Raw genomic sequence first — 24,897 nt, 5'->3', positions numbered from 1 at the left:
ACGGCGGGGTAACTGTCCGCGGGTCTTGCACTTTTTTGCTGCAAGGCCTTTCGCGCCGCTTACATCGCTGTTACGTTCACGTCGCCCGACGGCGGCAACGGTGCGGTCGGCGAGTCGGCAGGGACGGCGGACGGGGCCGCTCCCTCAAGCACACGGGCTTTCACCCTCAAGGAGAACTCATGCGGCGTGGCATAGCGGCCACCGCACTGGTGGCGTCCCTCGCCCTCGCGGCGACGGCCTGCGGCGGAGACAGCGACGACAGTGGCAAGGCGGACGGCCCGGTCACCCTCACGTGGTGGGACACGTCCAACGCCACCAACGAGGCACCGACGTACAAGGCCCTCGTGAAGGAATTCGAGAAGGCCAACCCGGACATCAAGGTCAAGTACGTCAACGTGCCCTTCGACCAGGCGCAGAACAAGTTCGACACCGCCGCCGGTTCCAAGGGCGCCCCGGACATCCTGCGTTCCGAGGTCGGCTGGACCCCCGCGTTCGCCAAGAAGGGCTTCTTCCTGCCGCTCGACGGCACCGAGGCCCTCGCGGAGCAGGACAAGTTCCAGGCCAGCCTGATCGAGCAGGCCAAGTACGAGGGCAAGACGTACGGTGTGCCGCTGGTCACCGACACCCTCGCGCTGGTCTACAACAAGGAACTCTTCGCGAAGGCCGGCATCGACGCGGCGCCCACCACCTGGGCCGACCTCAAGACGGACGCCGGCACGGTCAAGGAGAAGACGGGCGTCGACGGCTACTGGGGCTCCACCCAGGCCTACTACGCGCAGTCGTTCCTGCACGGCGAGGGCACCGACACGGTCGACGCCGACGCCAAGAAGATCACCGTCAACTCGCCCGAGGCGGTCAAGGGCTACAAGACCTGGCAGGGCCTGTTCAGCGGCAAGGGCCTGCACAAGGCCGACACCACCGCCGACGCGTACGCCCACATCCAGGACGCCTTCGTCAACGGCAAGGTCGCCTCGATCATCCAGGGCCCGTGGGAGATCACGAACTTCTACAAGGGCTCGGCCTTCAAGGACAAGGGCAACCTCGGTATCGCCACCGTCCCGGCCGGCTCCAACGGCAAGGCGGGCGCCCCGACCGGCGGCCACAACCTCTCCGTGTACGCGGGTTCGGACAAGGCCCACCAGGAGGCCTCGCTCACGTTCCTGAAGTTCATGACGTCGGCGAAGTCGCAGGAGACCATCGCCCTCAAGAACTCCACGCTGCCGACCCGCGAGGACGCCTACACCACCGAGGTCAAGTCCGACCCGGGGATCGCCGGCTACCAGGGTGTGCTCGCCGCCGCCCAGCCGCGTCCGGCGCTGCCGGAGTACAGCTCGCTGTGGGGTCCGCTCGACACCGAGCTGCCGAAGATCGCCGGTGGCAAGGAGTCCCTGGACAAGGGCCTGGGCAACGCGGAGACCGCGATCGCCAAGCTGGTCCCGGACTTCAGCAAGTGACACCGGGTGGCCGCCGGATCCGTCCCCGTCCAGAACGGGGGGCGCGTCCGGCGGCCACCGGCCCACGACCGGCCCACAGGCTCAGGCCGGCAGACCCACCGGCCTGCTGAGCAGCCCCTGATTTTCCAGAAGGTGTCGAATCATGACAGTCGTCATCGACCGCGCGACCGGCAAGCGCCGGGGGAGCCGGGCCCCGCGCCCCGGCCCGCTCCAGCGCATGAAGCGTTCGTACCAGAAGTACTGGTACGCGTACGCGATGACCGCCCCGGTGGTCGTCGTGCTCGGTGTGCTGGTGCTCTATCCGCTGGTGCGCGGCATCTACCTGACGTTCACCGACGCCACCAGCCTCAACTCGGCCCGCACGATCGGCGTCAACCACATCGACGCCACGTACGAGTTCATCGGCCTGGACAACTACGCCGACATCCTGTGGGGCCCCACCGCGTACGACCGGTTCTGGTCGCACTTCATCTGGACGATCGTGTGGACGGCGCTCTGCGTGCTGCTCCACTACGTCATCGGGCTCGGGCTGGCGCTGCTGCTCAACCAGAAACTCAAGGGCCGCACCTTCTACCGGCTCATCCTCGTGCTGCCGTGGGCCGTGCCGACCTTCGTCACCGTCTTCGGCTGGCGGTTCATGCTCGCCGACGGCGGCATCATCAACTCCATGCTCGACGCGGTCCATCTGCCCTCGCCGCTCTGGCTCGAGGACACCTTCTGGCAGCGGACCGCCGCGATCATGGTCAACACCTGGTGCGGTGTGCCGTTCATGATGGTCTCGCTGCTCGGCGGACTGCAGTCCATCGACCCCGTCCTGTACGAGGCCGCGGAGATGGACGGCGCCAACGCCTGGCAGCGCTTCAGGAACGTGACCCTGCCGGGTCTGCAGTCGGTCAGCTCCACCGTCGTCCTGCTGGGCGTCATCTGGACGTTCAACCAGTTCGCCATCATCTTCCTGCTCTTCGGCGACACCGCGCCGGACGCGCAGATCCTCGTCACCTGGGCCTACCAACTGGGCTTCGGCCAACAGCCGCGCGACTACGCGCAGTCCGCCGCGTACGGCGTCCTGCTGCTGTCCATCCTGATCGTCTTCACCTCCGTCTACCGCCGCTGGCTGGCCCGCAACGAGCAGCAGCTCGCGATCTGAGGCAGGAGCCCCCATGAGCACCACGACCGTCAAGACCCCGCCCCCGGTGGACGGGACGCCCGCGGGCACCGCACCGGCCGGCAAGGGGCCGCGGCGCGGCGAGCGCAGTCGCGCCGGGGCCCTGACCTCGCACGGCATCCTCGTCGTCGCCAGCCTGATAGCCCTGTTCCCGATCGTCTGGCTGATCTATCTGTCGCTCGGCCCGGACAAGGACGACTATCTGCACCCCGGGGGCATCCTCGGCAAGATGACGTTCGACAACTACACGTTCGTGTTGCAGCACACGCCGTTCTTCGACTGGCTGTGGAGCACGCTCGTCGTGTCGCTGGGCACGACCGTCATCGGCGTGCTGGTCGCCGCCACCACCGGCTACGCGGTCTCGCGCATGCGCTTCCCCGGCTACAAGAAGTTCATGTGGGTGCTCCTGGTGACCCAGATGTTCCCGGTCGCGGTACTGATGGTCCCGATGTACGAGATCCTCAGCGAACTCCAGCTGATCGACAACTACTTCGGCCTGATCCTCGTCTACTGCTCGACGGCCGTGCCGTACTGCGCGTGGCTGCTCAAGGGGTACTTCGACACGATCCCCTTCGAGATCGACGAGGCCGGGCGCGTCGACGGGCTCTCGCCCTTCGGCACGTTCGCGCGGCTGATCCTGCCGCTCGCCAAGCCGGGGCTCGCCGTCGCCGCGTTCTACAGCTTCATCACCGCGTTCGGTGAGGTCGCGTTCGCCTCGACGTTCATGCTGTCCGACACGAAGTACACGTTCGCGGTGGGGCTGCAGAGCTTCGTCAGTGAGCACGACGCCCAGCGCAATCTGATGGCCGCGACGGCTGTGCTCGTGGCCATTCCGGTGTCCGCGTTCTTCTATCTCGTGCAGAAGAATCTGGTGACCGGGTTGACCGCGGGTGGCACGAAGGGCTAGCCGCCGGCTGCGGGTTGTTTGTCGTCTGCGGACCCGTTGTGGCTGGTCGCGCAGTTCCCCGCGCCCCTTTGGGGCGCTCCTCCGTCACGTATCTAGGAAGCCATGAGCCAGCAGTATTCCGCCGACTCGGCACCGAAATCCGCTCTTGTGACCGTCGCCGATCGTCGCGACTGGTGGCGGGACGCGGTGATCTACCAGGTCTATCCGCGCAGCTTCGCCGACAGCAACGGTGACGGCATGGGCGACCTGGAGGGCGTACGTTCCCGACTCCCGTATCTGCGCGACCTCGGCGTCGACGCCGTGTGGCTCAGCCCGTTCTACGCCTCGCCGCAGGCCGACGCGGGCTACGACGTGGCGGACTACCGGGCCGTGGACCCCATGTTCGGCAATCTGCTCGACGCCGACGCGCTGATCCGCGACGCCCATGAACTGGGCCTGCGGATCATCGTCGACCTTGTCCCCAACCACTCCTCCGACCAGCACGAGTGGTTCAAGCGTGCCCTCGCGGAGGGGCCCGGTTCGCCGACCCGGGAGCGCTACCACTTCCGCGCCGGCAAGGGCGAGAACGGTGAACTGCCGCCCAACGACTGGGAGTCCATCTTCGGCGGCCCCGCCTGGACGCGGGTCACCGAGCCGGACGGCACCCCGGGCGAGTGGTACCTCCACCTCTTCGCGCCCGAGCAGCCCGACTTCGACTGGGACCACCCGGCGGTCGGCGACGAGTTCCGCTCGGTGCTGCGGTTCTGGCTCGACATGGGCGTCGACGGCTTCCGGATCGACGTGGCCCACGGCCTTGTGAAGGCGGAAGGGCTGCCCGACCTGGGATCCCACGAGCAGCTGAAGCTCCTGGGCAACGATGTCATGCCGTTCTTCGACCAGGACGGTGTGCACGAGATCTACCGCCGGTGGCGGCTCGTGCTCGACGAGTACTCCGGCGACCGCATCTTCGTCGCCGAGGCGTGGACGCCGACCATCGAGCGCACCGCCAACTACGTGCGCCCCGACGAGCTGCACCAGGCCTTCAACTTCCAGTACCTGAGCACCCACTGGGACGCGGAGGAACTGCGTGCCTGCATCGACCGCACGCTCGACGCGATGCGGCCCGTGGGCGCCCCCGCCACCTGGGTGCTGTCCAACCACGACGTGACCCGGCACGCGACCCGGTTCGCCAACCCGGCCGGGCTCGGCACCCAGATCCGGCTCGCCGGAGACCGCGAACTGGGCCTGCGCCGGGCCCGCGCGGCCACCCTGCTGATGCTCGCGCTGCCCGGGTCCGCGTACCTGTACCAGGGCGAGGAACTGGGCCTGCCGGACGTCGTCGACCTGCCGGACGAGGTCCGCCAGGACCCCGCGTACTTCCGGGGCGCCGGCCAGGACGGGTTCCGTGACGGCTGCCGGGTGCCGATCCCGTGGGACCGCGAGGGCTCCTCGTACGGCTTCGGCGGCGGGGGCAGCTGGCTTCCGCAGCCCGCCGGGTGGGGCGAGCTGAGCGTCGAGGCACAGACCGGGGTCGCCGGTTCGACCCTTGAGCTGTACCGGGCCGCGCTCGCCGCGCGCAGTGAGCAGGCCGACCTCGGCGCGGGCGACCGGGTCGAGTGGCTGAAGGCGCCCGAAGGCGTGCTGGCCTTCCGGCGCGGGGCGTTCGTGTGCACCGCCAACACCGGGGGAGAGGCGGCGACCGTCCGCGCGTACGGGCGGGTGCTGCTCGCGAGCGGCGAGGTGACCGTCACCGACGACGGCGAGGCGAAGGTGCCCGCCGACGCCACCGTGTGGTGGATCGCCGACTGACCGTTCACCAACCGGCGTGTCCTGTAAGAAGTTTCAGGAATTTTCAGAAGCCCGTCTTCCGCTTTGGGAGGCGGGCTTCTACGATCTGCGGCACCGCACTGCTGTTGAATTTTGCAGCAAGAACCTTCAACGGAGAAGGGACCCCCACACATGGCCAAGAGAGCACTGTCCTGCGCGCTCGCCGTGGCGGCCGCCGCGTTCGTCGTCCCCGCGAGCACCGCCGGTACCGCCCACGCCTCCCCACCGGGCACCAAGGACGTCACCGCCGTCCTCTTCGAGTGGAACTTCGCGTCCGTGGCCAAGGAGTGCACCAACCGGCTGGGCCCCGCCGGATACGGATACGTCCAGGTCTCCCCGCCCGCCGAGCACATACAGGGCTCGCAGTGGTGGACCTCGTACCAGCCTGTCAGCTACAAGATCGCCGGGCGCCTCGGTGACCGTACGGCCTTCCAGAACATGGTCAACACGTGTCACTCGGCGGGCGTGAAGGTCGTCGCCGACACCGTGGTCAACCACATGTCGGCGGGTAGCGGCACGGGTACGGGCGGCTCGTCCTACACGAAGTACGACTACCCGGGCCTGTACTCGTCGTACGACTTCGACAACTGCACCTCGCAGATCAGCAACTACCAGGACCGCGCGAACGTCCAGAACTGCGAACTCGTCGGACTCGCCGACCTCGACACCGGCGAGGAGTACGTCCGCGGGGCCATCGCCAAGTACATGAACGACCTGCTGTCGCTCGGCGTCGACGGGTTCCGCATCGACGCGGCCAAGCACATACCGGCCGCCGACCTCGCGAACATCAAGGGCCGGCTGAGCAACACGTCCGCGTACTGGAAGCAGGAGGCCATCTACGGGGCCGGGGAGGCGGTCCAGCCGACCGAGTACACCGGCACGGGGGATGTGCAGGAGTTCCGGTACGCGTTCGACCTCAAGCGGGTCTTCAACAACGAGAATCTCGCCTACCTGAAGAACTACGGGGAGGGCTGGGGGTACATGAGCAGTGGTGTCTCGGGCGTCTTCGTCGACAACCACGACACCGAGCGCAACGGGTCGACGCTCAGCTACAAGGACAACGCGAACTACACGCTCGCGAACGTGTTCATGCTGGCGTACCCGTACGGGGCGCCCGACATCAACTCGGGGTACGAGTTCTCGTCCGCGGACGCGGGGCCGCCCAACGGGGGCTCCGTGAACGCCTGTTGGCAGGACGGGTGGAAGTGCCAGCACGCGTGGCCGGAGATCCAGTCGATGGTGGGCTTCCGGAACGCCGTCCGGGGGGAGTCTGTCTCCAACTGGTGGGACAACGGAGGTGACGCGATCGCCTTCGGACGCGGCGGCAAGGGCTTTGTGGCGATCAACCACGAGTCGTCGTCGCTTTCGCGCACGTACCAGACGTCGCTCGCTGCGGGCACGTACTGCAATGTGCAGGCGGGGTCCACGGTGACGGTGAACGGGTCCGGTCAGCTGACGGCGACGCTCGCCGCGAACACGGCGCTGGCGGTGTACGCGGGCAAGTCCACCTGCTGATCCGCCTGCGGGCCGACGGGGGCAGGCCTCAACGATCGCGCAGTTCCCCGCGCCCCTGAAAAACCGTGCTCGTCTGCGGGCCGGTGGGGGCGGGCCCAAACGATTGCGCAGTTCCCCGCGCCCCTGAAAAACCGTGCTCGTCTGCGGGCCGGTGGGGGCTGGCCGCGCAGTTCCCCGCGCCCCTCGGGGAGGGGCTGCGCCCCGTCCCACCCAGGGGCGCGGGGAACGGCGCAGTCTTTTGTCTTTGGCTTTAGGGGCGCGGGGAACTGCGCAATCGTTTGGCGGTCGGTGAAAACTCTTTCTACCCTTTGCAAGGCTCTTGCAGAAAGCGTTTCGGCGGGGATAGCGTCGCGCCGATCCCATCGCAAGGAGTCAGGCCTGTGATACCGAGACGGACCGCGGCCCTCACCGCCGCAGCCCTCGCCGCCGTGCTCGTCCAGCCCCTCGCCGCCCGCGCGGCAACCCCACCCGCGCCCCCCTCGGACGCGGCCCTGGCGAAGACGCCCGCCCGTAACGACCTCACCCGGGAGCAGTTCTACTTCGTCCTGCCGGACCGGTTCGCCAACGGGGACACCGCCAACGACAGGGGCGGCCTCACCGGCTCCCGGCTCGCCACCGGTTACGACCCCACCGACAAGGGTTTCTACCAGGGCGGCGACCTCAAGGGCCTGACGAAGAAGCTCGACTACATCAAGGACCTCGGCACGACGGCCATCTGGCTGGCGCCGATCTTCAAGAACCAGCCCGTGCAGGGCACCGGTGATGGGGGCACCTCCCAGACGGAGTCTGGGGCAGCCTCGGCCGGCTACCACGGCTACTGGATCACCGACTTCACGCAGGTCGACCCGCACTTCGGCACGAACGCCGACCTGGAGCGGCTGATCGACAAGGCCCACGGCAAGGGCATGAAGGTCTTCTTCGACGTCATCACCAATCACACGGCCGACGTCGTCGACTACGAGGAGAAGTCCTACTCCTACCTCTCCAAGGGCGCGTTCCCGTATCTGACGAAGGACGGCGAGCCCTTCGACGACGCCGACTACGCGGACGGCGAGCGGAAGTTCCCGGCCGTCGGCGGCGGCTCCTTCCCGCGTACCCCCGTCGTGGCCCCCGCGAAGAAGAACGCCAAAGTCCCCTCCTGGCTCAACGACCCGTCGATGTACCACAACCGCGGCGACTCGACCTTCGCCGGTGAGAGTTCCGAGCAGGGTGACTTCTCCGGGCTCGACGACCTGTGGACCGAGCGTCCCGAGGTCGTCACCGGTATGGAGAAGATCTACCAGCGCTGGGTGCGGGACTTCGGCATCGACGGCTTCCGGATCGACACCGTGAAGCACGTGAACATGGAGTTCTGGACGCAGTGGGCGACCGCGCTCGACGCGTACGCGGCCAAGCAGGGGCGCGACGACTTCTTCATGTTCGGTGAGGTGTACTCGGCGGACACGTCGATCACCTCCCCGTACGTCACCGAGGGCCGCCTCGACTCCACGCTGGACTTCCCCTTCCAGGACGCGGCACGGGCGTACGCCTCCCAGGGCGGCAGCGCGCAGCGGCTGGCCTCGGTCTTCGGCGACGACTACAAGTACACGACGGACAAGGCCAACGCGTACGAGCAGGTCACCTTCCTCGGCAACCACGACATGGGCCGCATCGGCACGTTCCTCAAGCAGGACAACCCCGGTGCGTCCGACGCCGAGCTGGTGAAGAAGGCCGAACTGGCCAACGAGCTGATGTTCCTCGGCCGCGGCAACCCCGTCGTCTACTACGGCGACGAGCAGGGCTTCACCGGCGCGGGCGGCGACAAGGACGCCCGCCAGACCATGTTCGCGTCGAAGACCGCCGACTACCTGGACGACGACCAGCTCGGCACGGACCGCACGCACGCCGAGGACGCGTACGACACGAGCGCGCCCCTGTACCGGCAGATCGCCGCGCTCGCGGGGCTCCGCAAGGCCGACCCGGCCCTCGCGGACGGCGTACAGACCGAGCGGTACGCGGCCGAAGGCGCCGGCGTCTATGCCTTCTCCCGCACCGACGCGAAGACCGGTGTCGAGTACGTCGTCGCCGTGAACAACGCGGACGAGGCGAAGAGCGCCACCTTCGCGACCGGGTCGGCGGGCATGACCTTCCGTGGGATCCATGGGACGAAGGAGTCGCTGAAGAGCGGCGCAGACCGGCGAGTTGCCGTGACCGTTCCGGCCGGGTCCTCCGTCGTCTACAAGGCTGCCGGGCGGCTCGCCCCGCCCGCCGTCAAGCCGACTGTCACGCTCAAGGCCCCCGCCGCCGGTGCCACCGGCACCGTCGAGATCGCCGCCGACGTCGACGGGGGACAGCTCAACCGGGTCGCCTTCGCCGCGCAGGTGGGCAACGGGAAGTGGCGCACGCTCGGCTCCGCCGACCACGCGCCGTACAAGGTCACCCAGGTCGTCGGTAAGGACGTGCCGGCCGGAACCGCCCTGCGCTACAAGGCCGTTGTCGTCGACTCGGCCGGGCGTACCGCGAGTGCGACGGCCGCCTCCACCACCGGCACCCCGCCCGCCGAGGAGGTGCCGACCGCCTCTTCGCGCGAGGACGCGATCGTCCACTACAAGCGCGCCGACGGCGACTACACCGACTGGCGGCTCTACGCCTGGGGCGACATCGCCGAGGGCGAGGAGACCACCTGGCCGGCGGGTCATGACTTCGTCGGCCGGGACGCCTACGGGGCCTTCGCGTACGTCAAGCTCAAGCCGGGCTCCTCCGCCGTGAACTTCCTCGTCATCGACAAGGACGGCACCAAGGACGTCTCCGCCGACCGCACGATCGACGTCACGAAGACGGGCGAGGTCTGGGTCGAGCAGGGCAAGGAGGCCGTACGGACCGAGAAGCCCGCCGCCGACTACCCGGCACCGGACAGGACCAAGGCGGTCCTGCACTACCACCGGGCCGACGGCACGTACGACGGCTGGGGTCTGCACACCTGGACCGGCGCCGCGAACCCCACGGACTGGTCGAAGCCCCTGGAGCCGGTGCGGACCGACGCGTTCGGGGCCGTCTACGAGGTGCCGCTCGCCGAGGGCGCCACCAGCCTCAGCTACATCCTCCACAAGGGCGACGAGAAGGACCTGCCCACCGACCAGTCGCTCGACCTCACGGCGAACGGCCACGAGGTGTGGATGCTGGGCGGCCGGGAGAAGTACCTCCTGCCACAGCCCGCGGGCAGCGCCGCCGCACTCGACCCGACCACCTCCAAGGCGGTCTGGATCGACCGGAACACCGTCGCCTGGAACGGCGACGAGAGCGCCGCGTCGACCCAGTTGCTGTACTCCCGCAAGGGCAGCATCAAGGCGGAGAACGGCACGCTCACCAGCACCGACGAGCGGTGGCTGCGGCTGGGGAAGACCTCCCTGACCGACGCCCAGAAGGCCGCGTTCCCGCATCTCAGGGACTACAGCGCCTGGTCCGTCGACCCGCGCGACCGCGACCGGGTGCGCGAGTCCCTGCGCGGCCAGCTCGTCGCCTCCCAGCGGGCCGCCAACGGGGCCGTGCTCGCCGCGACGGGCGTACAGATCGCGGGCGTGCTCGACGACGTGTACGGGACGGCCGCGACGAAGGCGGACCTCGGCCCGACGTTCCGCGGCGGCCGGCCCACACTGGCCGTCTGGGCGCCGACCGCCCAGGACGTCTCGCTGGAGATCGGCGGCACTACCGTCCCCATGAAGCGGGACTCCGCTTCCGGGGTCTGGTCCGTCACCGGGCCGGGGTCCTGGAAGAACAAGCCCTACCGGTACGTCGTCAAGGTGTGGGCGCCCAGCGTCCGCCGACTCGTCACCAACAAGGTCACCGACCCGTACTCGGTCGCCCTCACCGCGAACTCCGAGCGCAGCCTCGTCGTCGACCTGGACGACAGGTCCCTCGCCCCGGGCGGCTGGTCGGGCCTGAAGAAGCCCAGGGCCGTACCGCTGAAGGACGCGCAGATCCAGGAACTGCACATCCGTGACTTCTCCGTCGAGGACGGAACCGTCCCGGCGAAGGACAAGGGCACTTACCGCGCCTTCACCGACAAGGACAGCGCGGGCTCCCGGCACCTCAAGAAGCTCGCCGAGGCCGGGACCTCGTACGTCCACCTCCTGCCCGTCTTCGACATCGCCACGATTCCCGAGAAGAAGGCGGACCAGGCGGTCCCCGACTGCGATCTCGCCTCCTACGCGGCCGACTCCGACAAGCAGCAGGAGTGCGTGGCGAAGAGCGCCGCGAAGGACGCGTACAACTGGGGGTACGACCCGTACCACTACACGGTGCCGGAGGGCTCGTACGCCAGTGATCCCGGCGGGACGCGCCGCACGGTCGAGTACCGGCAGATGGTGAAGTCGCTCAACGAGGACGGTCTGCGGGTCGTCATGGACGTGGTCTACAACCACACCCCCGCCAGCGGGCAGGCCGACACGAGCGTGCTCGACAAGGTCGTCCCCGGCTACTACCAGCGGCTCCTCGCCGACGGCTCGGTCGCCACCTCCACCTGCTGCGCCAACACGGCACCCGAGAACGCCATGATGGGCAAGCTGGTCGTCGACTCGATCGTCACCTGGGCCAGGGAGTACAAGGTCGACGGGTTCCGCTTCGACCTGATGGGCCACCACCCCAAGGCCAACATCCTGGCGGTCCGCAAGGCCCTCGACGCGCTGACCGTCGCCAAGGACGGCGTCGACGGCAAGAAGATCGTCCTCTACGGCGAGGGCTGGAACTTCGGCGAGGTCGCGGACGACGCCCGGTTCGTCCAGGCCACCCAGAAGAACATGGCCGGGACCGGCATCGCCACCTTCTCCGACCGGGCCCGCGACGCCGTGCGCGGCGGCGGACCCTTCGACGAGGACCCCGGCGTCCAGGGCTTCGCGTCCGGCCTCTACACCGACCCCAACGACAGCGAAAACAACGGGAGTACGGCCGAGCAGAAGGCGCGCCTGCTGCACTACCAGGACCTGATCAAGGTCGGGCTCTCCGGCAACCTCGCCGGCTACACCTTCACCGACACCGCGGGCAAGCAGGTCAAGGGCTCCCAGGTCGACTACAACGGGGCGCCCGCCGGATACGCGGACGCGCCCGGCGACGCCCTCGCGTACGCGGACGCCCACGACAACGAGTCGCTGTTCGACGCGCTCGCCTTCAAGCTGCCCCAGGGCACCTCGGCGGCCGAGCGCGCACGGATGCAGGTCCTCGCGATGGCCACGGCCACCCTGTCGCAGGGCCCCGCGCTCTCCCAGGCGGGCACCGACCTGCTGCGCTCCAAGTCCCTGGACCGCAACTCCTACGACAGCGGCGACTGGTTCAACGCCATCCACTGGGAGTGCCGCGAGAGCAGCGGCGGTGGCAGCGGCAACGGATTCGGACGCGGGCTGCCGCCGGCCACCGACAACGAGGCCAAATGGTCCTACGCCAAGCCCCTGTTGACGTCCGTCGAGGTGGGCTGCCCGCAGATCGAGGGCGCGTCCGCCGCGTACCGCGATCTGCTGCGCATCCGTACGGGTGAAGCCGACTTCGGGCTCGGCACCGCGGGACAGGTGCAGTCGAAGCTGTCCTTCCCGCTGTCCGGCAAGGACGAGACCCCCGGAGTGATCACGATGGAACTCGGCGACCTCGTCGTCGTCCTCAACGCGACCCCCGGGGCACAGGAGCAGAAGGTGGCGGACCTGAAGGGCACGGCGTACGCGCTGCACCCCGTACAGGCCAAGGGCGGGGACGCCGTCGTCAAGTCCGCTTCCTACGCGGCGGACTCGGGCACGTTCACCGTCCCCGGACGGACCGTGGCGGTGTTCTCCCGAACCTCCTGACAGGGCATTACCGTTGGTGGGGCGGCCCCGGGACCCCGGGCCGCCCCACCGGTGTGTCCGAGGGCTGGCAGATGGACGTCAACGGCAAGCGAACAGACGCGACCGTGCTGCTCGTGGACGACACGGCGGCAGGCCGCTACGCCATGGGCGCCCTGCTGCGCCGGGCCGGCCACCAGGTCGTCGCGGCCACCACCGGCAACGAGGCCCTCGTCGAACTCGACGCACGGCTGCGCAGGGGAACCCTCCCCGACGTGGCCCTCGTCGACGTGGAACTCTCCGACATGAACGGCTTCGAACTCTGCCGCAGGATCAAGGCCCGCGCGCACATGGCCGGCCTGCCCGTCGTGCACTTCTCGGTGTCCGCCGTCAGCCCCGGCGACCGGCGCCGGGGTCTTGAAGCGGGCGGCGAGGCGTATCTGGCGGTGCCGGCCGAGCCCGAGGAGATCGACGCGGTGGTCCGGGCCGCGGTGCGCACCGCGCGGCTGCGGGCCGACGACCAGGCACTGGCCCGGCGCCTGACGCTGCTGTCGGAGACGATCGTCACCATCCAGGCCGCCCGCAACCTCCAGGAACTCGCCGACGCCGCCGCCAACGGCACCGCGCGGCTCACCGGTGGCCCCGCCGCCGTCTTCTTCCTCGGCCCGGACGACGAGCTGTACCGCGCCCTCTCCAAGGACCGCACCTCGCTCGCGCTGCCCGACGAGGGCGCCCACCGGGCCGTGGCCGGACTGCTCCGGCGGCTCACCCGCGGGCAGTCCGGGGTGCGGATCACCACGGTGCCCGCGCCGCTGTGGCCCGGCGGGTTCTTCCGGCCCGGCATGCAGCACGACGCCCGGCTGGCGCTCATCCTCACGCAGGAGGGCAAGGCCGCGGTGTGCCTGGCCACGCCCACCCGCGGGGTGCGCAGGGTGAACCCGGAGGAGGAGACCCTGGTGGCCCGGCTCGCCCAGGCCACGGCGTACGCCGCCGAGCCGCTGCTCATGTACCAGGTCGAACGGCACGTCGCCCTCACCCTCCAGCACAGCTTCCTGCCCCAGCCGCACCGGCTCCCCGAACTGCCGGGCATCGACGTCGCGGTCCGTTACGTGCCCGCCTCGCAGCAGACCGAGATCGGCGGCGACTTCTACGCGGCCCTGCGCACCGACGACGGCGTGCTCGTCGCGGTGGGCGACGTTGTGGGGCACTCGCTGGACGCGGCCACCGTCATGGTCGAGATCCGGCACGCCCTGCGCGCCTACTGCGTCGACGAGAGCGACCCGGCCGTGCTGGCCGAGCGCCTCGACAAGATGCTGCGGTACTACCACCCCGGGATCACCACCACGGTCTGCCTGGCCCTCATCGACCCCGCCACCGGGCGCACCCGGATCGCCAACGCCGGCCACATCCCGCCGCTGATCATCCGCGACACCGGTACGGCCGACTACGCGAAGGCCGCCGGACCACTGCTCGGGGTGGGGCTGCCCCATCCGGCGCCGACCGAGCTGTTCCTCGAAGCGGGCGACCGGCTCCTGATGGTGACCGACGGGCTGATCGAGACCCGGGGTACGGATCTGGCGGCGTCGATGGAACACCTCCGGGCCGCCGCCGTCGGAGCGCTGCCCGGTCTGGACGCCCTGTGCGACACGCTCCTGGACTGCTTCGGCCATGAGCGGGAGGACGACATCGCGCTGCTCGCCCTGAGGCTAGGGTGAGGGTTGTTTTCCCCTCGAACAGGAGTGCCCATGCCGCAGATCACCGTCGACTACTCCGCGTCGCTCGGCGACGCCTTCGACCGGCAGGGGTTCGCTGCCGCGCTGCACGCCATGGTGGTGGAGACGGCCGCCGCGAAGATCGAGGCGTGCAAGTGCCGGTTCCGGGTCGTCCACGACGTCGTCGTCGGGACCGATGTGGCGGGGCACGCGCTGGTGCATGTCGGGGTGGCGCTGCTGCCGGGGCGCTCCGCCGAGGTGAAGTCGGCGCTGACTTCGGGGGCGTTGGAGCTTGTACGGGGGCATGTGAAGCCGGTCGACGGGCTCGCGCTCCACGCGTCCGCGGAGGTCCGCGACCTTGAGCCGTCGTACCAGAAGTACGTGGACTGACCTCACAGTGCGGGCCGGTGGGGGTCACCCGCGCAGTTCCCCGCGCCCCTGACGGGGCGCCCTTCAGGGGCGCGGGGAACTGCGCAGTCCTTTGGGCCCGCCCCCACCGGCCGGCACCGTGAGCTCGGCCCGGGCGACGGGTCAGCCGGCCAGGGCGAGCAGGCGGGTGACCAGGTCCGCGAACGGGCTCTCGGACGGTTCCTGGGACAGAGCCGCCCGCAGAACCGCCGCCATCTCCGCATCCGACGCCGCACTGACCGCCGCCAGCGCGGCAAAGTCATGCACCAGCTGAACCTCGAGCTCCGCCCGCGGAATCCGGCGGCCGTCCAGCCAGAGCAACGCAGTCGCCTCCGCCAGCGAGATCCAGGAGCGGACGACGAGTTCGAGCCGGGCCGACGGCCGCTCCACCCGCAGATGGGACAGGATCTGCAGGTACGCCGCCTGCCGCACCCCGTCGACGAGCGCGTTCGTCGTGGTGGACCCGACCGAGGGACCACCCCGCATCAACGCCGAGAAACCGGGCCCGTGCTCGTCGACGAAGTCGAAGTACCGCCGCATCACGCGCAGCAGCCGCGCCCCCAGCGGACCTTCCCGCGGCTCAACGAAACGTTCCGCCAGATCGTCCGAGGCGCGCTTCAACGCGGCCTCGTACAGGCTGAGTTTGCCCGGGAAGTAGTGGTAGACCAGCGGTCGTGAGATGCCCGCGGCGGAGGCTATCTCGTCGATGGACACCTCGTCCGGCGAGCGCCGGCTGAACAGTTCGAGGGCGACGCCGATCAACTGCTGCCGTCGCTCCTCGACGCCCATTCTGCGTCGCACCCCGGTAGTCATATGAACACCTTACCGATCGAACCGATCGGAACCGGCCTCGAACAGACCGCCGCTCGGGGCCGGTACCGGGGGCGGCACCAGGACCGTTCAGCGGAGCCCGCCGATCTCCCTCCCGCTGCTCAGCGTGCCCTTCAGGACCGCCTGAGCGCCCTGTTCGGCCCGCACGGCGAGGAGATTGCTCCCCGCCGCCCCGCTGACGCCGCCCGTCGCACGGATCGACGCCGTGTCCTTGCTGCCTGCGGCGAGGAGGTACCAGTCGCCCTTGACGGACTTCCACAGCACACCCGCCAGGACGTGGGGGTCCTTCGAGCCGCACGCGGACGCGTTCTCCGCCTTCGCCGCGACCGCGCCGAACCGCTGCCCCGGCGCGTGGAACTGGGCGAGCACCCGCGGGCCCCCGCCCCGCCAGGTCTCCGCACGGGTGCACAGCCACTCCGCGGTGCCGCTCCCGTCGGGGAGGGGCTGACGGGCGTAGCTCCAGGAGTTGACCGAGCGCACGCCCTGGCCGCGGGCGTCCGCGAGGGAGCAGGCCAGTGGGGACCAGTCCGCCGCCGAGGCGTCGCCGGGCCGCCCGGGACGGCCCGAGGTGAGCCGGGCGGGTGTCAGCTCCCCGAGGTCGGTCGACAGCCGGGTGCCCGTCCGGTCCGTCAGCTCCAGCACGTTCCAGGAACGGCACTCGCCGGTCTGCAGGGCCGGGCTCGCGAACGGCTCGGTCACCCCGTCCGCCGAGCGCGCCAGCGGTGTCGTACCGGACGTACCGGCTGCACCGGTCGCACCCGCGGCGGACTTCAGCAGGTCGCGCACGACGGCCGTACGCACCCAGGGTGCCGTCAGATAACGGACGTTGCCGTCGGTGCGGCCCAGGACCACCGCGTCGGCGTCGGCCCCCGAGGCGCCGTCGACCCGGGCGAAGTCGAGGGCGGCGCCCTGGGTGCCGCCGTCCTTCGCCTCGGCGTACCGCGCGATCCGCAGTCCGTCGTACAGCAGCACCACGCGGCTCTGGTCGACCTCGCCCGCGTACAGCAGCTGGGGCGGTCCCGGCGGGGCGCCCGAGGGGGTGCCGGGGGTCGCCGAGACCTGTACGGACCCGCCGGGCCGCGCCCATACGGCGAGCGCGCGGCGCAGCAGGCCCTTGTCGCCGGTGAGCGCGCCGCGCGCGGGCCACACGGAGAAGTCGGTGCGCGCGGACGACTCCCACGCCCCCGCCGGGACCAGCGTGAGTTTGCCGGGGTCCAGGGCGGCCTGGGCCGCCGGGTTCTGCGCGTACGGGGGAGCGGCGGCGCCCTCGGGGCCCCAGCCGTCCCCGGGCATGCCGAGGAGCGCCCCGCACACGGCCACCGCGGCGGCTGCGGCGATCGCCGCCTTGATGTGCTGGCGGCGGCGCACCAGATCGGTGGGCCGGGCGTGCAGCGAGCACGGGTCGAACTCGGGGGAGGTCAGCAGCGCGTCGGCGCCCTCGGCCGTGTTCATCGTGTCCGCCTCCGCGAGGGCGGCGGCCGGGGCCTCCTCGCCGGCCGCGGCCAGCACCTTGCGGACGTCCGCGTCGGTCATCCGCTCCAGGCCGCGCAGGACGAACGCGGCGCGGGCCGGGGCGGACAGGGCCGACAGCCGTTGGTCCAGGGCGAGTTCGTCGGCTCCGCCGGAGCGGGGGAAGAGCCGCAGGCCCCACACCTGCGGGAGCAGCGGCGGCAGTTGGGCCCGGGTGGGCCAGGCGCGGAAGGTCAGCGGCCGGGCCGCCTCCAGTGCCGTCCGCAGGACGCGCAGACGCACGTACGCGTACCCGGGGTCCGCGTCACGGCCCTCGGTGGCGGTCTTCTGGGCCGGGAGCACGGAGGTGTCGCCCGAGGCCCTGCCGCGGGGCAGGGTGCGCTGGGTGAGCGCGTGCGCGGTGAGCACCCGGCGGTTGCGGCCCAGGCTCGGCGGCAGCACCAGATAGGCGAGCCGGACGAGCCGCGGATAGTGCTCGACGAGCGCGGCCTCGGCCTGCTCGATGTCGACCACCGGCCCGGGGGCGGCGGCTGATGCGGGGCGGGGGCGCGGGGCGACATCCTGTGACTGCACGTTCAGCAGAACGAGCGAATCGGTGGATGGTCACCTGGACCGCCCGGTACCACCGGGACTCGGCCGCCGTGTGCTATGCCTCCGGCTCGACGAGCAGGCGCGCGTAGTTCGCCATGGACCGCTGGTAGCGCGGCAGATGGGGGGCGAGGGCGCCCAGGACGAGCGAGAGGCCTTCGCGCTCACGGCCCAGGCTCGCCAGGCACAGGGCGAGAGTCGCCCGTACGGCGTCGTCCAACTCGTCGGACACTCCCACGAGTTCGGGCGACAGCAGCTTGACGCCCTCCTCCGGCTGCCCGATGTTCCGCAGCGAGCTGGACAGCTGGATCTTCGCACGCCGGCCGCGGTAGCCGTCGAGGCCGAGGTCCAAGGCCTCCCGGTACAGCGGAACGGCGTTGCCGGAGTGGCCCGTCGAGTCCCAGGCGCACGCCCGCTCGAAGGGGGCGACCGGGCTGTCGGCGGGCAACTCGGCCGCGAGCGTGTCGATCAGCGTCCGGAACTCCACCGCGTCCGTCTGCGGATCGGCCTCGAAACCGGCCCAGGCGGCGGCCACCCGCTCGTCCCAGCCCGCCGCGCCTGCGCCCTCGTTGCCGGCCGTACGGTCCGCTGCCCTGTTGGTCGCGCTGTCCTCTGTCGTCACTGGCTCACCTTCGCACACGTGCGCCAATCAAAAGCAACGCTTCTGTGGCGCAGGTCACTGTCACGTGTCCCGTGGTGCCTGTATGACGGAATCGGTCACTCGTGCCGCCGTCGTTTGAGCGTGGAGCGTGCGGGAGCCGTATCGAAGACCGGGGCCCCTGTGCGGGCTTTCGGAGGCGTGGGCGCACGGCCCCGGCGAGGCATGTCGCCGGAATGGACCCGGAGGTACGGACGTAATGAGTTTTACGGGCAAGAGGCTCGCGGTCGGCACGGCCGGGGCGGTCGTGGCACTCCTCGCGGTGACCGGCTGCGGTTCCGACGGCGGCGACGAGAAGAAGGTTCCCGAGACCGCCACCGGGAGCCTGGAGCACATCGCGAGCGAGGCGGGCTGCAAGCCGAACATGCAGACGGACGCGGACACGATCCGGCAGGCCATCTGCAAGAGCTCCGGCGAGAAGTACGTCCTCGCGACGTTCGCCACCGACCGCGGCCAGGCCGAGTGGCTGACCGGGGCGAAGGACTACGGCGGCTACTACCTCGTGGGCCGCAAGTGGGTCGCCGTCGGGGAGAAGAAGACGGTCACGGCCCTGCGCGGCCGGCTCGGCGGGACCATGGAGGAAGGCTCCGAGCACATGAACCCGGGCGGCAGCCACAACAGCGGTACGCACAGCGGCGGCAGCCACGAGGGCTGACCCCGCCGAAGGGGCCGGGCCCGCCGAACGACCGCGGACCGGCCAGGAGGACTCGGGCCACAAGGGCTCAGGACACGAAGAAGCCGGCGGTGGGAATTCCCACCGCCGGCTTCTTCTTCATGCCCGGCGTTCAGCGCTCACGTAAGGATCACGTGCAGTTCTGGCCGCTGTTGATGCAGTTCACGACCTCGTTCATCTCGTTCTCGTCGAAGAAGTTGATGAAGTCGTTGTGGTCGGTGATCGGCTTGTGCAGCTGGTCCGGGAAGGAGTCCACCGCGAACGCGTTGGTGATCTGGTCACCCTGGATCTGCGGGGCCGCCACGTCGTAGACGAGTCGGACCTGCAGCTGGGGGATGGCCTGGAAACCGTTGCCGCAGGTGCCGTCCGCCTGGACGAAGGACACGTGCGTGCGGTGGTTGGCGCTGTCGATGTTCTGGCCGTCCCAGCAGCTCTGGAAGTTGGACGTGCGCACCACGGAGCTGCCCTCGGGGCAGATCGGGAACTTGTCCGTCAGCTGGCGGTCCTCGAAGCCGGTGCAGCTCCAGTTCGTGTTGGCGTTGTTGAGGCCGTTGACGAAGGCCTTGGCGTCACCGGTGATGATGCGCAGGGCCGTCGGCATCGCGACGACATCGCCCTTCTTGTTGCCCACGAACTTCAGCTGCGCTTCGCTGGCCTGCTGGATCGTGCCGACGTTGCCGTCCTGACCGCCACCGGCGGCACCCGCGTCAATGTCGTCCTTGCCGTCCTGCACACGCAGTACCGGCCAGAAGTACGAGGACTTGTCGCCCTGGTTCTGGCAGGTGGTGTCGGCGTTCGCCAGGTCCTGGTCGCTCGCGAAAGCGTCGTTGGACTGGTTGCCGACGTAGTCGTGCTGGTGCTGGGCGCCGTTGCTGACACCCGGGGCGACGATCACGTTGTCCGAGTTGCGGAGCTCGTTCTCGTTGGTGCCGCAGCTCGTGGTGAAGGTGCCGGTGGAACCGCTGTCCCCGTTCGCGGGGAGCCCGTTGGCACCCACGCCCTTGGGGCCGCCGTTCGGCTGGACCTGGGTGATGTCCTGGAAGTCGGCTGCCACGGGCCCGTTGTCGGCCTGACCGCCGTTACCGCCGTCGCCACCCTGGCCGCCGCCGTTGCCGGCCTGGCCACCGTTGCCGGCCTGGCCGCCATTGTTGCCCTGGCCACCGTTGTTGCCCTGACCGCCGTTGTTACCGGCCTGGCCACCGTTGTTGCCCTGGCCCCCGCCGGTGGGATTCTCGGCAGGCACACCCTGGCACCCGGCGAGCTTGCCGCCTCCTCTCGGACCCTTGCCGCCCGCGCGCTTGATGTTGTTGCTGATCCTGTCGATCGTCGCAACACGCTTGGACTTCAGTGGACCGAGGATGGCGTTGTTGACGTAGCCGGGGTCCCCCGCCTGGGCCTGGCGGGTGTCCGCAAGACGCTTATAGGCCTCCGTGACCTGCTGGTCGAGCTGGGCCAGCTCCTTGTCGACACCGGCGCGGGCGCCCTTGGGCACGGAGGTCAGCTTCTGGCCGACGTCCGGGCATTTGATCGTGGCCACCGAGGCGGCGGTCGTCTGCGCGTTTCGCGTCGAGTTCTTGCTCTCGCCCGCGGAAGCGTAGATGTTGGCCGCAAGCAGACCGCCGCCACCCAGCGCGAGAGCCGCCGATGCGGCTATCGCCCGGTTGGCGAGCGTGGAGCGGCGTTTTCGGTTCGTGCGTCCCATGGAACTCCCTCTGGCTTCCTTGCGGGGGCATCGAGGCGCCCGGCAGGAGGTGAAGCGGCTCCGTTCAATACGGAGGAGGTTCCTGGGGCGTTCAGAGGCCCCAGAAATTGATGAGAGTTCCGTGGCGCAATCCTGCCGCAAGGGGCGCAGAAGCCCCTGAAACAACGGCAGTTGAGCGGGAATTATTGAATATCATTCAGCGGATCTGAAACTCGGGAACGGTTCGGTCCCGCCCTTGTCCCCCTCGCTTATGAACCCTTTCAGCGGCCCTGGTCCAAATAGGCGAGAACGGCCAGGACGCGACGGTTGTCGTCGTCCGAGACATCGAGATCGAGCTTCTGGAAGATGTTGGACGTGTGCTTGGCGATCGCCCGCTCCGTGACCACGAGTTGGCCCGCGATCGCCGCATTCGACCTGCCCTGCGCCATCAGTTCCAAAACCTCCAGCTCACGAGGTGTCAGCCGCCCCAGCGGCCGGCCGTCGCCCTGCCGCCGCGCCAGCAACTGCTGGATGACCTGCGGATCCATCACCGTGCCGCCCGCGGCCACCCGCCGTACCGCGTCGATGAACTGCTCGGCGTCGAACACCCGGTCCTTCAGCAGATAGCCGACGCCGCCGGTCCCGTCGGCGAGCAGCTCACGCGCGTACAACTGCTCGACGTGCTGGGACAGGACGAGGACCGGCAGCCCGGGTCTGGCCCGGCGCGCCGCGAGCGCGCACTGCAGCCCCTCGTCGGTGTGCGAGGGCGGCAGGCGTACGTCGACCACGGCGATGTCCGGCTGCAACTCGGCGAGGGCCTGCGTCAGTTCGGGCCCGCTCTCGACGGCGGCGGCGATCTCGAAGTCGAACGCCTCCAGCATCCGGACCAGACCGTCGCGCAGCAGGAACAGGTCTTCGGCTAGGACAACTCGCAAGGGATCTCCATGGTCACCATCGTGGGACCGCCCGCGGGACTGCTGACGGCCAGGATGCCGTCGAATGTACCGAGTCGCCGCTCGACTCCGGAGAGCCCCGACCCCGAACCGATCACGGCGCCGCCCCCGCCGTCGTCGGTGACCGCGATCCGCAGCGTGCCGCCGTGCTCCGGGCTGTGGTGCAGGTCCACCCAGATCCGCTCGGCGCCCGAGTGCTTGACCGCGTTGGTGAGGACCTCGCTGACGGCGAAGTACGCCGCCGCCTCCACCGGTTCCCCGAGGCGGCCGGGCAGGTCCACGTCGACCTCCGTGGCAATCGGCAGCCGCAGCGCCAACGCCCGTACGGCATCCCCGAGTCCGCGTTCGGCGAGCACCGGGGGATGGATGCCGCGTACGAGGTCCCGGAGTTCGGTGAGGGCCTCCGCGGAGGACCGGCGGGCCTGCGCGACGAGCTGCCTGGCCTTCGCCGGGTCCTTCTCGATCAGCGCCTCGATCGTGCCGAGGTCCATGCCCATCGCGACCAGCCGGGCCTGGGCCCCGTCGTGCAGATCCCGCTCGATCCGGCGCAGTTCGGCCGCGGAGGTGTCCACGGCGTCGCGCCGCGTCTCGGTCAGTACGCGGACCCGCTGGGCGAGTTCGCCCTGCCCGGACGCCAGGACGGACCGGGTCAGCAGGAAGTGGACGCGCAGCAGGAAGGGGGCCGTGTACACGCCGACGACGAGCAGGGCGGCGCCCAGGGCTCCCGCGGCGAGGGCGCCGGGCTGCCCGCCGACCGGCACGAACCCGTACCACCAGCCGACGTACGTGCCGTCGGTGAAGACCCGCCACAGCCCGGCGGCCAGCGCGAACCCCTCGAAGGGGTAGAGGATCAGCAGGGCGGGCAGCAGCGCGGTGACGAAACCCGCGGTCATGTCCACCGGGAGCCACAGCAGGTCCCGCCGGACGGCCGGATCGCCGAGCAGACGGAAACACCGCTCCCACGGATTGGCGCCCTGCGGGACGGGCCGGTACGTGGGCGGGATCCGCACCCCGCTCCACCGGACCGCCAGCAGCCGCCGCCAGTTCGCGAAGCCGCGTACGGCGGCCAGGACCCCGGGCGTCGTCATGATGCCGATGCCCAGCGGTACGAGCACGATCGACACGACGGAGAACACGAAGAGGACGATCGACCCGGCCGGCGCCACGACGGCCAGCAGCAGGGCCCGCACTCCGGCGACCGCGGCGGTACGCGCCCGGCCGCCGGTCCTGTCGTCCCCGTGATCCCGGTGGTCCGGACGGTCCCCGTTGGTGTCCATGCCCCCAGTCTCGCCCACCGCGCGACGGTGGTCAGGGGGCCGAACCACCTGAAAGGGGGTGGTGCTGGCACCACCCCCTTCGCCGCTCCCCGGATCTCAGCCGCGCAGGAGCTTGTCCTCCACGGCGGGATCGAGCCCGACGACGGGACGGTCGGGGCGCCGGGGCGGGGTACCGCCGATGTCCTGGAGCCAGCTCCAGGTGTCGGCCACCGTCTCGGAGACGGGACGGCAGCGCAGCCCCGCCCCTACCGCCTTCGACACGTCGACGCGGTGCAGCATGGCGTGCATCTCGGAGTCCGGCGGCACCCACACGGGCAGCTGTGTCCAGGGCTCGACACCGGCCGCCAGGATCACCTCGGGCTCGGTCCACCGCAGTTCCGCCCGCCCGCCGGTGACCCGCGCGCAGGCGTCCAGCAGCGTCTGCGTGGTCGCGTGCCCCGAAGGACTGATGAGGTTGTACGCCCCACCGGCCCCGCCCTCCACGGCCCCCAGCGTCCACTCGACGAGGTCGCGCACGTCGATGTACTGGAGGGGGAGTTCACGGGGGCCGGGCGCGAGCACGGGGCCGCCGCGGGCCGCACGGGTGAGCCACCACGGCAGCCGGCCGATGTTCTCGTACGGGCCGAGGATCAGCCCGGCCCGTACCAGGAGCGCCCGCTCCTCGCCGAAGGCGTCGAGCACGGCCAGCTCGCCACCGCGCTTGTCGCGGGCGTAGTCGGTCCGTCCGGCGTCGGGGGAGGCGCCCTCGACCGGCGGGCCGCTCTCGTCGTAACCGGCCGGCTGCGGCCACGCGTACACGGAACAGCTCGACACGTAGACGTACCGCCGGACGCGGTCCTTCAACAGCTGCGCGGAGTCCCGCACCACGTGGGGAGCGCCCGACCACGTATCGACCACGAGGTCCCACGAGCCGCCGCCGGGGCCCTGTCCGTCCTCGGCGAGGGCCGCGAGTCCGCCGGGCGCGGTGCGGTCGCCGTGCAGGGAACGTACGCCCGCGGGCGGGTCGTGGCGGCCTCGGTGGAAGACGGTCACGTCCCAGCCGCGCCGCAGCGCCGCCTCCACGACCGCCCGCCCCACGAACTCCGTACCGCCGAGCATCAGAAGTCTCATGGAGGGGACTCTGCCCCGCTCAGCCGTGCGGCGGAACGGAATTCTGCCCACAGGCAAACCGTCCCGCCGCCGGATGGATCAACTGCCCGTGACGGGCGCGTACTTGTAGCCGACGCGCCGCACGGTCCTGATGGTGTCGCGGTGCTCCACGCCGAGCTTGCGGCGCAGCCGGGCGATGTGGACGTCGACGGTCCGGCCGTCGCCCACGTGTCCGTAGCCCCACACCGTGGTGACCAGCTGGTCGCGGGTGTGCACCCGGTGCGGATGCGCCACCAGGTGTGCGAGCAGCTCGAACTCCAGGTACGTGAGGTCGAGCGGGCGCCCGTCGACCTCGGCGGTGCGCTGGACGGTGTCGACCCGCACGGGCAGGTCGTGCCCGGCCACCGCCTCCGTCTCCGCCCCGGTCTCCGTCTCGGGCACGGCGACCGGCAGCAGGGAGGGCTGGTCGGCGGGTACGAGGACCAGGTACCCGATCATCGGCGGGTGGCCCGGCAGCGTGGGCAGGGTGTGCGGGGGAGCGGGCAGCCAGGTGGCGCCCGGCGGCAGGAAGTCGGTGACGTCGACCACCTCGTCCCGGTCGACGGCCCGCAGCCGATGACGTGCGGAGCCGGTGGACGGGGCCGGGGAGGTGGCGGTGGCCACGGAGGAGAAGGAACGGGTGTTCGCCATGAGAGGTCAGCTCTTTTCGCGCGAGAGGTCGTCGAGGACGTACGTCGTGCGCGCTGGCCGAAGGCCGGTGTACGGCTTTAGAGGGCCTGCGCGTTCGTCGCGCGACAACACACCCGGTCGAAGTCGTGGTGCTGACGGGAAGGCCAGAAGGGCTCAAGGTCGTGCCGACCCGTAGCGATGCACTCCTGGAAGCTGGCCATGCCCCCATTGAAGCAGACACAGCCCCGCAACATCAGC

The 24,897-nt window shown here is 70.2% G+C and carries 17 protein-coding genes; 9 read left to right on the top strand and 8 right to left on the bottom strand.

The features are described from left to right. Positions 1-179: 179 nt before the first annotated feature. From ACZ60E_RS32510 to ACZ60E_RS32475, 8 genes are all read left to right on the top strand, one after another. Complete coding sequence (locus tag ACZ60E_RS32510; RefSeq protein ID WP_469445051.1) at positions 180-1,454, top strand: extracellular solute-binding protein; 1,275 nt, start codon at positions 180-182, stop codon at positions 1,452-1,454. Between the two features lie 142 nt (positions 1,455-1,596). Next, positions 1,597-2,601: a carbohydrate ABC transporter permease gene (locus tag ACZ60E_RS32505; RefSeq protein ID WP_469445050.1), complete on the top strand. Its 1,005-nt coding sequence runs from the start codon at positions 1,597-1,599 to the stop codon at positions 2,599-2,601. A 13-nt stretch (positions 2,602-2,614) separates the two neighbouring features. Beyond that, positions 2,615-3,526 (top strand): sugar ABC transporter permease, encoded by a 912-nt coding sequence (locus ACZ60E_RS32500; RefSeq protein ID WP_384815139.1) that lies wholly within the window; start codon positions 2,615-2,617, stop codon positions 3,524-3,526. 102 nt (positions 3,527-3,628) lie between these two features. Next, positions 3,629-5,314, top strand: coding sequence for a glycoside hydrolase family 13 protein (locus tag ACZ60E_RS32495; protein ID WP_469445049.1), 1,686 nt, complete (start codon positions 3,629-3,631; stop codon positions 5,312-5,314). 150 nt (positions 5,315-5,464) lie between these two features. Then, a complete protein-coding gene (locus tag ACZ60E_RS32490) occupies positions 5,465-6,847 on the top strand; it encodes an alpha-amylase (protein WP_469445047.1) in 1,383 nt (460 codons plus the stop codon). Between the two features lie 380 nt (positions 6,848-7,227). After that, a complete protein-coding gene (gene pulA, locus ACZ60E_RS32485; protein WP_469445046.1) occupies positions 7,228-12,654 on the top strand; it encodes a pullulanase-type alpha-1,6-glucosidase in 5,427 nt (1,808 codons plus the stop codon). A 71-nt stretch (positions 12,655-12,725) separates the two neighbouring features. After that, positions 12,726-14,345, top strand: a complete 1,620-nt coding sequence (locus ACZ60E_RS32480) for a SpoIIE family protein phosphatase (protein WP_384816511.1) — start codon at positions 12,726-12,728, stop codon at positions 14,343-14,345. A 30-nt stretch (positions 14,346-14,375) separates the two neighbouring features. Next, positions 14,376-14,732, top strand: coding sequence for a 5-carboxymethyl-2-hydroxymuconate Delta-isomerase (locus tag ACZ60E_RS32475; protein ID WP_384816508.1), 357 nt, complete (start codon positions 14,376-14,378; stop codon positions 14,730-14,732). 141 nt (positions 14,733-14,873) lie between these two features. On the opposite strand, the gene ACZ60E_RS32470 is transcribed toward ACZ60E_RS32475, so the two are convergent. From ACZ60E_RS32470 to ACZ60E_RS32460, 3 genes are all read right to left on the bottom strand, one after another. Beyond that, complete coding sequence (locus tag ACZ60E_RS32470; protein WP_469445043.1) at positions 14,874-15,563, bottom strand: TetR/AcrR family transcriptional regulator; 690 nt, start codon at positions 15,561-15,563, stop codon at positions 14,874-14,876. Between the two features lie 87 nt (positions 15,564-15,650). Continuing rightward, positions 15,651-17,624, bottom strand: a complete 1,974-nt coding sequence (locus tag ACZ60E_RS32465; RefSeq protein WP_469445041.1) for a hypothetical protein — start codon at positions 17,622-17,624, stop codon at positions 15,651-15,653. Positions 17,625-17,697: 73 nt separating this feature from the next. Continuing rightward, complete coding sequence (locus ACZ60E_RS32460) at positions 17,698-18,174, bottom strand: tetratricopeptide repeat protein (protein ID WP_469445401.1); 477 nt, start codon at positions 18,172-18,174, stop codon at positions 17,698-17,700. A gap of 322 nt (positions 18,175-18,496) precedes the next feature. On the opposite strand from ACZ60E_RS32460, the gene ACZ60E_RS32455 reads away from it, so the two are divergent. Beyond that, on the top strand, positions 18,497-18,952 hold the full coding sequence (locus tag ACZ60E_RS32455; protein ID WP_210883283.1) for a hypothetical protein: 456 nt from the start codon (positions 18,497-18,499) through the stop codon (positions 18,950-18,952). A gap of 148 nt (positions 18,953-19,100) precedes the next feature. Here the strand turns inward: ACZ60E_RS32455 and ACZ60E_RS32450 are convergent, their stop codons facing one another. The 5 genes from ACZ60E_RS32450 to ACZ60E_RS32430 form a co-directional block, all read right to left on the bottom strand. Then, positions 19,101-20,672, bottom strand: a complete 1,572-nt coding sequence (locus tag ACZ60E_RS32450) for a DUF1996 domain-containing protein (RefSeq protein WP_384811360.1) — start codon at positions 20,670-20,672, stop codon at positions 19,101-19,103. A 260-nt stretch (positions 20,673-20,932) separates the two neighbouring features. Next, complete coding sequence (locus ACZ60E_RS32445; RefSeq protein ID WP_469445038.1) at positions 20,933-21,586, bottom strand: LuxR C-terminal-related transcriptional regulator; 654 nt, start codon at positions 21,584-21,586, stop codon at positions 20,933-20,935. Continuing rightward, positions 21,571-22,881 carry a sensor histidine kinase gene (locus ACZ60E_RS32440; RefSeq protein ID WP_469445037.1) on the bottom strand — a complete coding sequence of 437 codons (1,311 nt, stop codon included), beginning with the start codon at positions 22,879-22,881 and terminating at the stop codon, positions 21,571-21,573. The genes ACZ60E_RS32445 and ACZ60E_RS32440 overlap by 16 nt, the downstream gene beginning before the upstream one ends. A gap of 96 nt (positions 22,882-22,977) precedes the next feature. Further along, entirely contained in the window at positions 22,978-23,991 is a 1,014-nt protein-coding gene (locus ACZ60E_RS32435) for an NAD-dependent epimerase/dehydratase family protein (RefSeq protein ID WP_469445035.1), read from the bottom strand. A 78-nt stretch (positions 23,992-24,069) separates the two neighbouring features. Next, positions 24,070-24,660: a winged helix-turn-helix domain-containing protein gene (locus ACZ60E_RS32430; protein WP_453794843.1), complete on the bottom strand. Its 591-nt coding sequence runs from the start codon at positions 24,658-24,660 to the stop codon at positions 24,070-24,072. Positions 24,661-24,897 lie beyond the last annotated feature (237 nt).

Source organism: Streptomyces sp. NPDC102514 (genome assembly GCF_055584525.1).
The sequence above is the reverse complement of the archived record's forward strand: the minus strand, read 5'-3'. Positions and strand labels throughout refer to the sequence as shown.